Annotated in this window: 11 protein-coding genes and 1 tRNA gene; 3 read left to right on the top strand and 9 right to left on the bottom strand. The window is 73.2% G+C overall.

Translation table 11 applies throughout. The features are described from left to right. Window positions 1-41 precede the first annotated feature (41 nt). Together ACIGHB_RS27470 and ACIGHB_RS27475 are read right to left on the bottom strand one after the other, a co-directional pair. The gene (locus tag ACIGHB_RS27470) at window positions 42-2,228 is read right to left on the bottom strand and encodes an MMPL family transporter (RefSeq protein WP_399916611.1); all 2,187 of its coding nucleotides are present in this window, start codon (window positions 2,226-2,228) and stop codon (window positions 42-44) included. Window positions 2,229-2,342: 114 nt separating this feature from the next. Continuing rightward, entirely contained in the window at window positions 2,343-2,915 is a 573-nt protein-coding gene (locus ACIGHB_RS27475; RefSeq protein ID WP_360312719.1) for a TetR/AcrR family transcriptional regulator, read from the bottom strand. 185 nt (window positions 2,916-3,100) lie between these two features. Between ACIGHB_RS27475 and ACIGHB_RS27480 the strand changes: the two genes are divergently transcribed. Further along, window positions 3,101-6,391, top strand: coding sequence for a S41 family peptidase (locus ACIGHB_RS27480; RefSeq protein ID WP_360312717.1), 3,291 nt, complete (start codon window positions 3,101-3,103; stop codon window positions 6,389-6,391). Here ACIGHB_RS27480 and ACIGHB_RS27485 read toward each other — a convergent pair. The 5 genes from ACIGHB_RS27485 to ACIGHB_RS27505 all read right to left on the bottom strand — a co-directional run bounded on the left by ACIGHB_RS27485 (window position 6,334) and on the right by ACIGHB_RS27505 (window position 10,692). After that, on the bottom strand, window positions 6,334-6,858 hold the full coding sequence (locus tag ACIGHB_RS27485) for a GNAT family N-acetyltransferase (RefSeq protein WP_360312715.1): 525 nt from the start codon (window positions 6,856-6,858) through the stop codon (window positions 6,334-6,336). The two genes, ACIGHB_RS27480 and ACIGHB_RS27485, sit on opposite strands and share 58 nt — an antisense overlap. Before the next feature lie 213 nt (window positions 6,859-7,071). Next, on the bottom strand, window positions 7,072-7,251 hold the full coding sequence (locus ACIGHB_RS27490) for a hypothetical protein (RefSeq protein ID WP_360312713.1): 180 nt from the start codon (window positions 7,249-7,251) through the stop codon (window positions 7,072-7,074). 122 nt (window positions 7,252-7,373) lie between these two features. Continuing rightward, complete coding sequence (locus ACIGHB_RS27495; protein WP_360312711.1) at window positions 7,374-8,255, bottom strand: SDR family oxidoreductase; 882 nt, start codon at window positions 8,253-8,255, stop codon at window positions 7,374-7,376. Then, window positions 8,252-9,157, bottom strand: a complete 906-nt coding sequence (locus tag ACIGHB_RS27500) for an alpha/beta hydrolase (RefSeq protein ID WP_360312709.1) — start codon at window positions 9,155-9,157, stop codon at window positions 8,252-8,254. Before ACIGHB_RS27500 ends, ACIGHB_RS27495 begins: the two co-directional genes overlap by 4 nt. Beyond that, window positions 9,154-10,692: an NAD(P)/FAD-dependent oxidoreductase gene (locus ACIGHB_RS27505; protein WP_360312707.1), complete on the bottom strand. Its 1,539-nt coding sequence runs from the start codon at window positions 10,690-10,692 to the stop codon at window positions 9,154-9,156. Before ACIGHB_RS27505 ends, ACIGHB_RS27500 begins: the two co-directional genes overlap by 4 nt. A 199-nt stretch (window positions 10,693-10,891) precedes the next feature. Between ACIGHB_RS27505 and ACIGHB_RS27510 the strand changes: the two genes are divergently transcribed. After that, a complete protein-coding gene (locus ACIGHB_RS27510; protein ID WP_399916678.1) occupies window positions 10,892-11,524 on the top strand; it encodes a MerR family transcriptional regulator in 633 nt (210 codons plus the stop codon). On the opposite strand, the gene ACIGHB_RS27515 is transcribed toward ACIGHB_RS27510, so the two are convergent. Beyond that, window positions 11,521-12,324, bottom strand: coding sequence for an exodeoxyribonuclease III (locus tag ACIGHB_RS27515; protein WP_399916616.1), 804 nt, complete (start codon window positions 12,322-12,324; stop codon window positions 11,521-11,523). The genes ACIGHB_RS27510 and ACIGHB_RS27515 overlap by 4 nt on opposite strands. 51 nt (window positions 12,325-12,375) lie before the next feature. On the opposite strand from ACIGHB_RS27515, the gene ACIGHB_RS27520 reads away from it, so the two are divergent. Further along, a complete protein-coding gene (locus ACIGHB_RS27520) occupies window positions 12,376-12,855 on the top strand; it encodes a GNAT family N-acetyltransferase (RefSeq protein WP_399916618.1) in 480 nt (159 codons plus the stop codon). A 104-nt stretch (window positions 12,856-12,959) separates the two neighbouring features. Here the strand turns inward: ACIGHB_RS27520 and ACIGHB_RS27525 are convergent. After that, window positions 12,960-13,033 (bottom strand) — tRNA-Ala (locus ACIGHB_RS27525). Window positions 13,034-13,046 lie beyond the last annotated feature (13 nt).

The raw sequence follows: 13,046 nt of genomic DNA on the forward strand, positions 1-13,046 counted from the left end.
CACCCCCCGCTCAGGGGCCGCCCCGGGGTTCTAGGGGGGTGTCACGCCTTGACGAGGTCCGGCTTCGCGGGCGCGCCGGACTCCTGGGCCGCGAGGCTCTCGCCCTCCACGTCCACGTTGGGCAGCGCCCGGTCCAGCCACTTCGGCAGCCACCAGGCCCGGTGGCCGAGGAGCGCGAGGACGGCGGGGACGATCGCCATGCGGACGACGAAGGCGTCGAAGAGGACGGCGACGGCGAGGCCGAAACCGATCATCTTGATCATCTGGTCGGTCATCCCGATGAAGCCGGAGAAGACCGCGATCATGATCACGGCGGCGGCGGTGACCACCCGGGCGCTGTGCCGGAAGCCGGTGACGATCGCCTCGCCGGGCCGCTCGCCGTGGACGTACGCCTCGCGCATCCGGGTCACGAGGAAGACCTCGTAGTCCATCGCGAGGCCGAAGACCACGCCCACCATGAAGATCGGCATCATCGACATGATCGGGCCGGTCTGCTCGACGCCGAACAGGCTGCCCAGCCAGCCCCACTGGAAGACCGCGACGACGGCGCCGAGGGCGGCGACCACCGAGAGCAGGAAGCCGAGGGCGGCCTTGAGCGGGACCAGGATCGAGCGGAAGACCACGGTCAGCAGGACGAAGGCGAGGCCGACGACGAGTGCCAGGTAGGGCACGAGGGCGTCGTTCATCTTCTGCGAGAAGTCGATGTTCATCGCGGTGGCGCCGGTGACGAGGACGTCGTCGCCGGTGGCGTCGCGGATGTCGTGGACCAGGGTCTCGGTGGCGCCGGAGGACGGGCGGTCCTTCGGGATCACCGTGATCGTGGCGGCGTCGCCGGCCTTGTTGGGCGTGGCCGGGGTGACGGCGGCGATGCCGTCGAGGTCCTTGATCGTCTCGACCGTCTTGTCGGCGGCGGCCTTGTCGCCGTCGACGACGACGAGCAGCGGGCCGTTGAAGCCGGGGCCGAAGCCCTCGGAGAGCAGGTCGTAGGCGCGGCGCTCGGTCGCGGAGACCGGCTTCACGCCGTCGTCGGGGAGGCCCATCTCCAGGGAGGCGGCCGGGATCGCGATGGCGCCGAGGCCGATGACGCCGGCGAGCAGGACGAAGACCGGGCGGCGGAGGACGAAGCGGGCCCAGCGGGTGCCGGCGTTCGGCTTGGCGGCCTTCTCCGGGGTCTCGGCGCCCTTCCCCGCGGACGCGGCGGCGCCCTTGCGCTGCTTGCGGCCGAGCACCTTGTCGCCGGCGAAGCCGAGCAGTGCCGGAATCAGGGTGAGGGCGATGAGGACGGCGATGACGACGGTGCCGGCGGCGGCGAAGCCCATCTTCGTCAGCATCGGGATGTTGACGACGGCGAGGCCGACGAGGGCGATGACGACGGTGAGCCCGGCGAAGACCACGGCCGATCCGGCGGTGCCGGTGGCGCGGCCGGCGGCCTCCTCCTTGTCCCGGCCGTCGGCCAGTTCGGCGCGGTAGCGGGAGACGATGAAGAGGGCGTAGTCGATGCCGACGGCGAGGCCGATCATCATCGCGAGGGTGGAGGTGGTGGTGCCGAGGTCCAGGACGCTCGCGAGCGCGGTGATCGCGGAGACGCCGATGCCGACGCCGATGATCGCGGTGAGCAGCGGCAGCCCGGCCGCGACGAGCGAGCCGAAGGTGATGACGAGGACGATGCCGGCCACGACCACGCCGACGATCTCGCCGGCGCCGGTCTCGGGCATGGTCTGGAGGGCGTCGCCGCCGAGCTCGACCGTCAGGCCCTTGCCCTGGGCCGCGTGTCCGGCCTGCTTGAGGGCTTCACGGGTCTCGTCGGTCAGCTCCATCCCGTTGACCTTGTAGGCGACGGAGACGTAGGCGGTGGAGCCGTCCCGGGAGACGGCCTGGGCCGTGTACGGGTCGGTGACGGAGACGATCTGGTCCGAGCCGGACTTCAGGGCGGCGACGGTCTCCTCGACGACGGCCTTGGGGGCCGCGTCGGTCATCTTGCCGCCGTCGGGGGCCTTGAAGACGACCCGGGCGGTGGCGCCGTCGGCGCCGGCGCCGGGGAAGCGCTCTTCGAGCAGGTCGAAGGCGCGCTGGGCCTCGGTACCGGGGATGGAGAAGGAGCTGGAGGTCGCGGCGGGCGCGGTGGCGGCGCCGACTCCGGCGAGCGCGAGGAGCGCCACCCAGAGGAGGGCGACGAGCCGTCGGCGCCGGAAGGCGGTGCGGCCCAGCTTGTACAGGAAGGTGGCCACGGGTGCGTACTCCCATAGTGGGGTGGGACAGGGCATGGGGAGCCGGCCCGACGGCGTGAGCGGTGCGCAGTCAGGTGGAGCGAGGTGGTGCGGAGTGGTGCGGGGTGGTGCGGGTCAGACGCCGAGTGAGGGGAGCACGACGGCGTTGACGTAGCTGGTGAGGAAGGGGCGGTCGACCGGCTGGTCGTCGATCAGCGGGCGGGCGACGAGCGCTCCGATCAGCATGTGCGGGACGAAGTCCAGGGCCGGGTTGTCCGGCCGGACCTCGCCTCTGCGGACCGCGCGGTTCAGGAACTCGGAGAAACCGTTCAGCTCGGGTTCGATGAGCAGTTCGCGGAGTGCCTGGTGCAGGTCCGGGTGGGTGTGGACGGCATGGGCCAGACCCCGCATCAGCGCGGTGTCCTTCTCCATCTGGCAGTCGTCGACGAGCTCCAGGAGCGCCTGGAAGTCGCCGCGCAGGGATCCGGTGTCGATGCGGTCGAAACCGGACGGCTTGCTGTGGCGCAGGGCCGTGGCGACCAGCTCGGGCTTGCTCCCCCACTGGCGGTAGAGGGTGGCCTTGCTGGAGTGGGTGCGGGCGGCGACGGCGTCCATGGTGAGGGCGTCGTAGCCGACCTCGCGGAGGAGGTCGAGCACGGCCGCGTACAGCTCGGACTCCCGTTCGGGGGTGAGTCTGCTGCGGGCCATGCGGGAACCTCCGGAGTGCGGGGACAAGGAGACGAACGAAACCGTTTCGTACTCTCCTCACGCTACGAAGGTACCCCGGCCTCCAGCGAAACGAAACCGTTTCGTACGTGTCGTGGGCCACACCGCCGGGCACACGCACTCCTGTACGAGTTGCCGCACCCCCTCCGCGCGGAAAGCATGAACGGGTGAGAGACGACGTGGCCTACCTCCGCTTCCCCCACCTCCACGACGACCTGCTGTGCTTCACGGCCGAGGACGACCTCTGGATCGCCCCCCTCGTCCCCGCGGGCGAGTCCCCCGGCCGCGCCTGGCGCCTCACGGTCGACCGCACCCGCGCCGGGCACCCGCGCTTCTCCCCCGACGGACGCCACATCGCGTACACGAACTGGCGCAGCCTCGACCCGGAGATCCACCTCGTGCCCGTCGACGGCGGCCACGCCCGCCAGCTCACCCACTGGGGCTCCACCGACACCCGCGTCTGCGGCTGGTCCCCCGACGGGGACATCCTCGCCGTCTCCTCGCACGGCCAGCCCTTCTCGTACTACTCCTGGGCCTACACCGTCGCCACCGACGGCTCGCCCGGCGGCAGGATGCCCTGGGGCCCCGTCTCCGACATCGCCGTCCGGGACGTCGACGGCGAACGCCGCACGCTCCTGCTCACCGGCACCCCGCCGCACGAACCCGCCGCCTGGAAGCGGTACCGGGGCGGCGCCACGGGCCGCCTCTGGCTCCACGGCGAACGGCTCCTGCCCGACATCGGCGGCCACCTCGCCGACCCGATGTTCGTCGCCGCCCCGCCCGGCGAGGACGGGTACCGGATCGCCTTCCTCTCCGACCACGAGGGCGTCGGCAACCTCTACTCCTGCCGCCCCGACGGCACCGGCCTGCGCCGCCACACCGACCACGCCGAGTTCTACGCCCGCCACGCCTCCTCCGACGGCCGCCGGGTCGTCTACCAGTGCGCCGGCGAGCTGTGGATCGCCGAGGACCTGAGCGCCGGAGCCGCGCCGCGCCGCCTGGAGGTCCGCCTCGGCGGCCAGCGGGCCGGCCGCCGCCCCTACCAGGTCCCCGCCGCCCGGCACGTCGACGCGCTCTCCGTCGACGAGACCGGCCGGGCCAGCGCCGTCGGCGTCCGGGGCAGCCTCTACTGGCTCACCCACCGCGACGGGCCCGCCCGCGCCATCACCGACACCCCCGGCGTCCGCGTCCGGCTCCCCGAGATGCTCGGCAGCGGCGGCCAGATCGCCTACGTCACCGACGCCGAGGGCGAGGACGCCGTCGAGATCGCCTACCTGCCCCGGGCCAGCGGCGACCGGCCCCCGCGCCGGCTCGCCGCCGGTGAGCTCGGCCGCGTCGAGGAACTGGTCGCCGACCCCGCCGGCGAACGGCTCGCCATCGCCTCGAACGACGGCCGCCTCCTCCTCGTCGACGCCACCGAGGACTCCAACGGGGAAGTGACCGAGCTCATCCGCTCCGTCAACGGCCCCGTCCGCGACCTCGCCTTCTCCCCCGACGGCGACTGGCTCACCTGGTCCCACCCCGGCATCGGCCGCTCCCTGCGCTCCATCAAGCTCGTCCGCATCTCGGGACCCGGCCCGCGCACGGTCATCGACGTCACCAACGGCCGCTTCGAGGACGAGAACCCGGTCTTCACCAGCGACGGCCGCTATCTCGCCTTCCTCTCCTGGCGCGGCTTCGACCCCGTGTACGACGTCCACACCGGCGACCTGTCGTTCCCGCTCGGCTGCCGCCCCTACCTCGTCCCGCTGTCCTCCGCGACCCCCTCCCCCTTCGCCCTCCTCCCCGACGGGCGGCCGGCGGCCGGCGGCCTCGACCCGGCCGACGACGGAGCCGACAGCGGCGACGGCACCGTCACCGTCGAGATCGAGGGGCTGCCCGACCGGGTCACCCCCTTCCCCGTCGCCGCCTCCAAGTACTCGGCGCTCGCCCCGGTCTCCGGCGGCGGCCTCGTCTGGCTGCGCTGGCCCATCTCCGGCGCCCTCGGCGAGACCTTCGCCAACCCCGCCGACACCTCGGGCCGCCCCACCCTGGAGCACTTCTCCGTCGTCAAGGCCCGCCGCACCGAACTCGCCCGCGACCTCGACTGGTTCGCCGTCAGCGGCGACGGCAGCCGGCTCGTCGTCTTCGACGAGGGCGAACTGCGGGCCGTCCCCGCCACCGAGCCCGGCGACGGCGACACCACCGTCTACCTCGACCTGCGCCGCATCGTCCACGACGTCGACCCCGGCGCCGAATGGCGCCAGTCCTACGAGGAGGCCGGGCGGATCGTCCGCGCCTACTTCTGGGAGCCCGGCATGGGCGGCGTCGACTGGCCCGCGATCCTCGACCAGTACCGGCCGCTCCTCGAACGGGTCGCCTCCCCCGACGAGTTCGCCGACCTGCTCCGCGAGGTCATGGGCGAACTCGGCACCTCCCACGCCTACGTCACCCCCGCCCGGCGCAACGAGGGCCCCGCCCACTACCAGCGCCCCCAGGGCCTCCTCGGCGCCAACCTCGTCCCCCGCGACGGCGGCTGGGTCGTCAAGCGGATCCTGCCCGGCGAGTCCTCCGACTCCAAGGCCCGCTCCCCGCTCGCCGGCACCGGCATCCGCGAGGGCGCCGCCCTCACCCACGTCGACGGCCGGCCCGTCGACCCCGTCACCGGCCCCTCCCCGCTGCTCGCCGGCACCGGCGGCACCACCGTCGAACTCACCTTCACCCCGGCCGGCGGCGAGGGCCGCTCCCGCCGCGTCGCCGTCGTCCCGCTCGTCGACGAACGCCCGCTCCGCTACCAGGACTGGGTCGCCAAACGCCGGGCCGTCGTCCGCGAACTCAGCGGCGGCCGCTGCGGCTACCTCCACATCCCCGACATGGGCGGCTCCGGCTGGGCCCAGTTCAACCGCGACCTGCGGATGGAGGTCTCCCGCCCGGCCCTCATCGTCGACGTGCGCGGCAACGCCGGCGGCCACATCAGCGAACTCGTCGTCGAGACCCTCACCCGGAAGATCATCGGCTGGGACCTCACCCGCAACGCCCAGCCCGTCAGCTACGCCTCCAACGCCCCGCGCGGCCCCGTCGTCGCCCTCGCCGACGAGGCCACCTCCTCCGACGGCGACATGATCACCGCCGCCTTCAAGCTCCTCGGCCTCGGCCCCGTCGTCGGCCAGCGCACCTGGGGCGGCGTCGTCGGCATGACCGGCCGCCACAAGCTCGGCGACGGCACCCAGATCACCGTCCCCATGAACGCCGCCTGGTTCACCGCCTGGGGCTGGTCCGTCGAGAACCACGGCGTCGCCCCCGACCTCGCCGTGCTGCGCACCCCCCTGGACTGGGCCGAGGGCCGGCACGCCCAGCTCGACGACGCCGTCCACAAGGCCCTCGCCCTGCTGGAGTCCGAGCCGCCCGCGAACCCGCCCGGCTACGAGGACGTGCCGGACCGCTCCCGCCCGAAACTCCCCCCGAGGTCCAGCTCGTAGGCGATCGCCGACTCCCCGTTCTTCAGGCGCTCGCCGCCCACCGCCCCGAAGCCGGCCCGGGCGAGCACCGCCCGGGAAGCCGCGTTCTCCGGCGACGCCCGCGCGTGCAGCCGGCGGAGCCCGTACTCCTCCACGGCCAGCCGGCACACCTCCAGGACGCCCCGGGTGGCGAGCCCCCGGCCGGCCGCCGACTCGGCGATCCGGTAGCCGAGTTCGGCCGCGCCGTCGGCCACGTCGAGCAGGTTGACCCGGCCGACGATCGTGCCGTCCCCGGCGACGAGGACGTGGAAGTGGATCGTGCCCTCCGCCTGCTCGTCGAGCAGGTCCCGGTGCCGGGCGTCGAACTCCGCGAAGTACGCGTCCCCCCGGTCGGGCACGGTGGCGGCGAAATAGGCCCGGTTCTCCCGCTCGAAGACGAGCAGGGCGGGGGCGTGGTCGGGGCGCAGGCGTTCGAGTACGACGGACATGGGGGCCACGGTACGAAGATCCGCGCACGGACGCGCGCCTATTGCCGGCCCCGCTCCCCGCACGCGCGCAAGACGCCCCTCGTTCCGCGTGCGCCGAACCTGCGCCCGCCCCGCCCCGCACGCGCGGAAGACGTGGTCCGTACGCCGCCCCGCCCCGCACGCGCGGAAGGCGCACCCGGCGTCCCGGGTGCGCCTTCCGTCACAGGACGGCCGTCAGCGCTCGCGGTCGGTGCGCTCGCGCGCCTCGCGCTGCGCCCGCTCCTTCGCGTCCTGAGAGCCCTCGCGGCCCTGGGAAGCGCGCTGGGATGCCTCGTCCTTGGCCTTGCCCATCGCGTCCTTGGCGCGCTCCTGGAGCTCCTGCGCCTTGTCCTGGAACTGGTCCTTGATGCCCATGAATAGTCACTCCTAGACGGGTGTGAGGGGGACGGGGGCGCTTGCCCCCTGGGCTTCGACCAGCCTTGCACGAGCGAACATTCCACGCATTTCGATCAGTTACCGTCCGTGCGGGAGCCCGGTCACGCCTTCCCGGCGCGGGACTGCTCGTCGGCCGCCCCGCCCGCGCCCACCAGGCCCTTGGAGACCGTGGAGAGCCGGGGCTCGAAGCGGGCCACCTCGCGCTTGCCGACGGCCGCGATGATCCCGGGGAGATAGCCGCGGACCGACTGCATCCCGCGCAGCCACCACTGCGCGTACACGTGGGCGGAGCGGCGCTCGATGCCCTCGACGATCCGGTCGACGGCCGGGCCGAGCGGGTACGTGCGGTTCGACGGCCACGGCAGCCGCTGCCGCAGCTCCTTCATCACGTCGTCCTGGTCCGCGCCCCGCACCATGTCGGTGTCGGTCCAGGAGAGGTAGCCGACGCCGACCTTCACGCCCTTGTAGGCGACCTCGGCCCGCAGGCTGTGCGCGAACGCCTCGACGCCGGACTTGGAGGCGCAGTACGCGGTCATCATCGGGGCCGGGGTGATCGCGGCGAGCGAGGCGATCTGGAGGAAGTACCCCCGGGACTCCATGAGGACCGGCAGGAAGGCGCGGCCGGTGACCGCCCCGCCGATCAGGTTGACCTCGATCACCCGCCGCCAGGCGACGGGGTCGGACTCGGCGAACGGCCCGCCGGCCGCCACGCCCGCGTTGGCGACGACGATGTCGACCTTGCCGAACCGCTCCTTGACCTCGGCCGCGACCCGGGCCATCGCCTCGTGGTCGGTGACGTCCGCCTCCCACCAGTCGGCCTCGGTGTGCAGCCGGCCGGCGACCTCCTTGAGGAGCTCCGGCTCCAGGCCGACGAGCGCGATCCGCGCGCCGCGCGCGGAGAGCTTGCGGGCGAGGAGCTCGCCGACCCCGCGGGCGCCGCCGGTGACGACGGCGACCTGTCCTTCCAGGCTGACCCTGCTCATACCCCTGCCTCCTTGCCGGTCGGGTGCGCTCCGAGATACGTGAGCGTCAGTTCGCGGATCTGCGCGGTGACGGCCTCCGGGGCCTCGACCGGCGTCATGTGGCCCATGCCGGCCAGCTCGGTCAGGCCGGTGCAGTGCGGCAGCGCCTCCGCCATGGCCCGGGAGTGGACCGGCGGGGTGAGCCGGTCCGCGGTGCCGACCAGGACGGCGGCCGGCACCCGCAGCTCCCGCACGCCCGCCTCCAGGTCCAGGCCGGCCAGCACCTGCGACCAGCCGTACCGGGACGGGCGCGGGCAGGCGTGCACGATGCGGGCGCAGGTCTCGACCCGGTCGGGCGCCGAGCCCGGTCCCATCGTCGCGTACTTGAGGACCTTCTTCGAGATGCCGTTGACCGGGCCGAGCGGGGCCCTGGAGCCGAGGACGGCGCCGGTCAGGCGGGTCCGCAGCCCGCCGGGGCCGAGGGGCACGACGGTCGCCTCGGAGGTGAGCCGGGACGGGCCGGTCGAGCAGAGCAGGACGGCGGCGGCGTGCTGGACGAAGCCGGGCCGGCCGGCCGCGGCCATGATCGTCATGCCGCCCATGGAGTGGCCGGCGACGACGGCCCGCTCGCCGGGCCCGAGGGTGGCCGCGAGCACGGCCTCCAGGTCGTCGGCGAGGGCGGTGGTGGAGTAGCCGCCGGAGGCCGGGACCGGGGAGCGGCCGTGGCCGCGCTGGTCGTAGGCGATGACCCGGTGGTCGGCGGCGAGGGCCCGTATCTGCTCGGCCCAGAAGGAGACGGAGCAGGTCCAGCCGTGCGCGAGGACGACGGCGGGCGCGCCCTCGGGGCCGTACACCTCGGTGTGCAGCCCGGCGCCGTCGGCGGACCGGACGGTGAGGGTACGGGGCGCGGGGAGGCGGATCACTGGGCGGCCCCCTGCTTGCGGGCGGCGCGGCGGGCGGCCGGATCGGGGGTGGCCTTCACCGGCTTCGGGGCCCGCAGGACCTCGTACTCGGAGAGGTCGACCAGCCGGGTCTCGCGGCGGAACTCCCCGGTGGTGCCCGGCCACAGGGTGGTGTTGCGGCCGTTGGCGTCGAGGTACCAGCTGTCGCAGCCGCCGGCCTTCCAGACGGTCCGCTCCATGCGGTTCTGGACCTTGCGGTTCCAGGCGTGGACGGCGGAGGGGCGGGCGGCGAGCGCGGAGCGGCCGCCGAGCACGTTCAGCTGGCGCAGGTAGTCGGCCAGGTAGTTCAGCTGGGACTCGATCATGAGGATCATGGAGGAGTTCCCGAGGCCGGTGTTGGGCCCGATGATCGTCATCCAGTTGGGGAAGCCGTCGACGGTGGCGCCGCGCAGCGACTGCACGCCGTCCTTCCAGTGCTCGGCGAGCGAGCGCCCGTCGGCGCCGAAGACGCGGTCCGCGACCGGCATGTCGGTGACGTGGAAGCCGGTGCCGAAGATGATCGCGTCGACCTCGGTCTCGCTGCCGTCGGAGCCGACGACGACGTTCCCGCGGACCTCCCTGAGCCCGCCGGAGACGACGTCCACGTTGGGCTGGGCGAGGGCCGGGTAGTACGTGTTGGAGAGCAGGATCCGCTTGCAGCCGATGCGGTACGAGGGCGTGAGCTTCGCCCGCAGCACCGGGTCCTTGACCGCCTTGGCGATGTTGGCCTTGGCCAGCTTCTCGACCAGGCCCAGCTCGCCCGGGTGCTTGGTGAAGGCGCCGACCTGGAGTTCCCTGATGCCCCACAGGATGCCGCGGCGCAGGGTGGCGGTGAGCGGCAGCTTGCGGTGCAGCCAGCGCTCGGGGCCGCTGATGGCCCGGTCCATGCGGGGCATGACCCAGGGGGCGGTGCGCTGGAAGAGGGTCAGCCGCGCGACCTCGGGCTGGATGGCGGGCACGATCTGGATGGCGGAGGCGCCGGTGCCGATCATGGCGACGCGCTTGCCGCGCAGGTCGTAGTCGTGGTCCCAGCGGGCCGAGTGGAAGACCTTGCCGGTGAAGCCGTCGAGCCCCGGGATGTCGGGGATCTTGGGGTCGGAGAGCGGCCCGGTGGCGGAGACGACGACGTCGGCGCTGAACGAGCCGGCGGTGGTCTCGATCCGCCACCGCAGCTCGTCGGCGTCCCACTCCATCCGCTCGACCTCGTGGTTCAGCCGCAGGTGCGGCCGGAGCCCGAAGGTGTCGGTGACGTGTTCCAGGTAGGCCCGGATGTGCCGCTGGCCGGAGAAGGTGCGGGGCCAGTCCGGGTTGGGCGCGAAGGAGAAGGAGTAGAGGTGCGAGGGCACGTCGCAGGCGCACCCGGGGTAGCTGTTGTCCCGCCAGGTCCCGCCCACCGAGTCGGCCCGTTCCAGGACGACGAAGTCGGTGATCCCCTCGCGGCGGAGCCGGACGGCGGCGCCGAGCCCGCCGAACCCCGATCCGATCACCGCCACCCGAACGTGCTCGTGCTTCGCCATGCCGCCTCCCGTGCGCCCGGCCAAGATTCCGCCAGCAATCACTGGCACAGTCGGGACTGTAGAGCAGCTCCATACCGAGCGGTAGGGGTCGCGCGAGGGAAAGTTACCGGCGGTACAACATAGGCTGGCGGGCGTGGCGGAACGATCAGGAGAACAGGCGATGCCCCCGGAGGCCCCGGAGCCCCCGCACGAGTACCGCATGGCCGAGCTGGCCGAGGCGGCCGGGATCACCGTGCGGACCCTGCGGTTCTACCGGGAGCGCGGGCTGATCCCGCCACCCCGCCGGGAGGGCCGGATCGCCTGGTACGACGAGCGCCACCTGGCCCGGCTCCGCACCATCGCGGCCCTGCTCGAACGCGGCCACACCCTCACCGGCATCGCCGACCTGACCACGGCCTTCGAGTCCGGCCGGGACGTCGGCGAGGTCCTGGAGCTGGGCCCCCCGACCGAGGAGGAGCCGGTCCGGCTCACCCCCGAGGAACTGGCCGACCACTTCGCCGGCGAGGTCACGCCCGAGAACCTCGCCGCCGCCCTCGACCTCGGCTATCTCGCCACCGACGGCGAGGACATCGTCCACGTCAGCCGCCGGCTGCTCGACGTCTCCGCCGCCCTCGTCCGCGAGGGCGTGCCGCTCGCCGAGGTCCTGAAGGCCGGCGCCCGCGTCCGCGCACACGCGGAGGCGCTCGCCGGCCTCTTCGCCGAGATGCTGACCGCCCACGCCAAGGAGGCCGACCTCCAGCGCCTCCGGCCCCTGGCCAAGAGCGTCGTCGAGGCCGAGCTCTCCATGGCCCTCGACCGCCGGCTGCGCGCCGGCGGCCCCGGGACGCCCTAGAGCGCGTAGACGGCGGTCACGGGCGCGTGGTCGCTCCACCGCTCGGCATGGGTGGCGGCCCGCTCCACGTACGCCTTGACCGCCTTCGCGGCCAGCCCCGGCGTCGCCATCTGGTAGTCGATCCGCCAGCCCGTGTCGTTGTCGAAGGCCCGGCCCCGGTAGGACCACCAGGAGTACGGCCCCTCCTGCTCGGGGTGGAGGGCCCGCACCACGTCCACGTACCCGCCGTCGGTCTCCTCCAGGACGCGGGTGAGCCACTCGCGCTCCTCGGGGAGGAAGCCGGCGCTCTTGCGGTTGGCCTTCCAGTTCTTGAGGTCGGCCTCGCGGTGGGCGATGTTCCAGTCGCCGCAGACGACGACCTCGCGCCCGTCGGCGGCGGCGCGGACCCGCAGCTCCTTCAGATAGGGCAGGAACTCGCCCATGAAGCGGTACTTCTCGTCCTGCTTCTCGGTCTCCGCCTCGCCGGAGGGGAGGTAGAGACTGGCGACGGTGACGCCGGGCAGGTCGGCCTCGATGTAGCGGCCGGAGCCGTCGAACTCGCTGGAGCCGAAGCCGACGCGGACGGCGTCGGGCTCGCGGCGGAGGTAGAGGGAGACGCCGGCGCGGCCCTTGGCGGCGGCGGGCGCGTGGAAGGTGAACCAGCCCTCGGGGGTCCGCACCTCGGCGGGCAGCTGGACCTCCTCGGCGCGCACCTCCTGGAGGCAGACGGCGTCGGCGGAGGTCGCCGCCAGCCACTCGACGAAGCCCTTCTTGGCGGCGGCGCGCAGGCCGTTGACGTTCGCGGTCGTGACAGTGAACATCCCGGGAGAATACCGACACCCGGCGATTCGCATGCACGTACGATGTCCGCCATGCGCATGGAGCCGACGCCGTACGACCACCCGGACGCCGTGAAACTGCAGGACGCGGTGCAGGCGGAGTACGCCGTCCGCTACGAGAGTGAGGGCGACGCCACACCGCTCGACCCCGCCATGTTCGTCCCGCCGCACGGCCTCTACCTCCTCGCCTACGACGACGCCGGCCGGCCCGTCGCGAGCGGCGCCTGGCGCCGCCAGGACGAGAACGAGGAGGGGTACGCGGACGGCGACGCCGAGCTGAAGCGGATGTACGTCGTCCCCGAGGCGCGCGGCCTGGGCCTGGCCCGCAGGCTCCTCGCCCTCCTGGAGGACGACGCCCGCGCCGCCGGCCGGACCCGCATGGTCCTGGAGACCGGCACGGCCCAGCCCGAGGCCATCGGCCTCTACACGTCCAGCGGCTACGAGCCGTGCGTGAAGTTCGGCTACTACCGCCACTACGAAACCAGCCGCTGCTACGCCAAGCCGCTGGTCTGACCGGCCCGTTCACGGACGGCGGGCCGGGCCCCGGCCCGGTCCGGGCCTGCCGAAAAACGAAGATCCCGGTCAGTCGAACCGACTGACCGGGATCTTGTCACTTGTGGACCTGAGGGGATTCGAACCCCTGACCCCCTCGATGCGAACGAGGTGCGCTACCGGACTGCGCCACAGGCCCCTGCGACGTGTGA

Origin of the sequence: Streptomyces sp. NPDC085460 (genome assembly GCF_044541975.1) — a bacterium.
In the GTDB taxonomy this organism is placed as follows: Bacteria; Actinomycetota; Actinomycetes; order Streptomycetales; family Streptomycetaceae; genus Streptomyces.

Coding starts and splice junctions, on each gene's coding strand:
- ACIGHB_RS27475 (WP_360312719.1), bottom strand. CDS start 2,915: ATGGCCCGCAGCAGACTCACCCCCGAACGGGAGTCCGAGCTGTACGCG.
- ACIGHB_RS27485 (WP_360312715.1), bottom strand. CDS start 6,858: ATGTCCGTCGTACTCGAACGCCTGCGCCCCGACCACGCCCCCGCCCTG.
- ACIGHB_RS27490 (WP_360312713.1), bottom strand. CDS start 7,251: ATGGGCATCAAGGACCAGTTCCAGGACAAGGCGCAGGAGCTCCAGGAG.
- ACIGHB_RS27495 (WP_360312711.1), bottom strand. CDS start 8,255: ATGAGCAGGGTCAGCCTGGAAGGACAGGTCGCCGTCGTCACCGGCGGC.
- ACIGHB_RS27505 (WP_360312707.1), bottom strand. CDS start 10,692: ATGGCGAAGCACGAGCACGTTCGGGTGGCGGTGATCGGATCGGGGTTC.
- ACIGHB_RS27510 (WP_399916678.1), top strand. CDS start 10,892: ATGGCCGAGCTGGCCGAGGCGGCCGGGATCACCGTGCGGACCCTGCGG.
- ACIGHB_RS27515 (WP_399916616.1), bottom strand. CDS start 12,324: ATGTTCACTGTCACGACCGCGAACGTCAACGGCCTGCGCGCCGCCGCC.
- ACIGHB_RS27520 (WP_399916618.1), top strand. CDS start 12,376: ATGCGCATGGAGCCGACGCCGTACGACCACCCGGACGCCGTGAAACTG.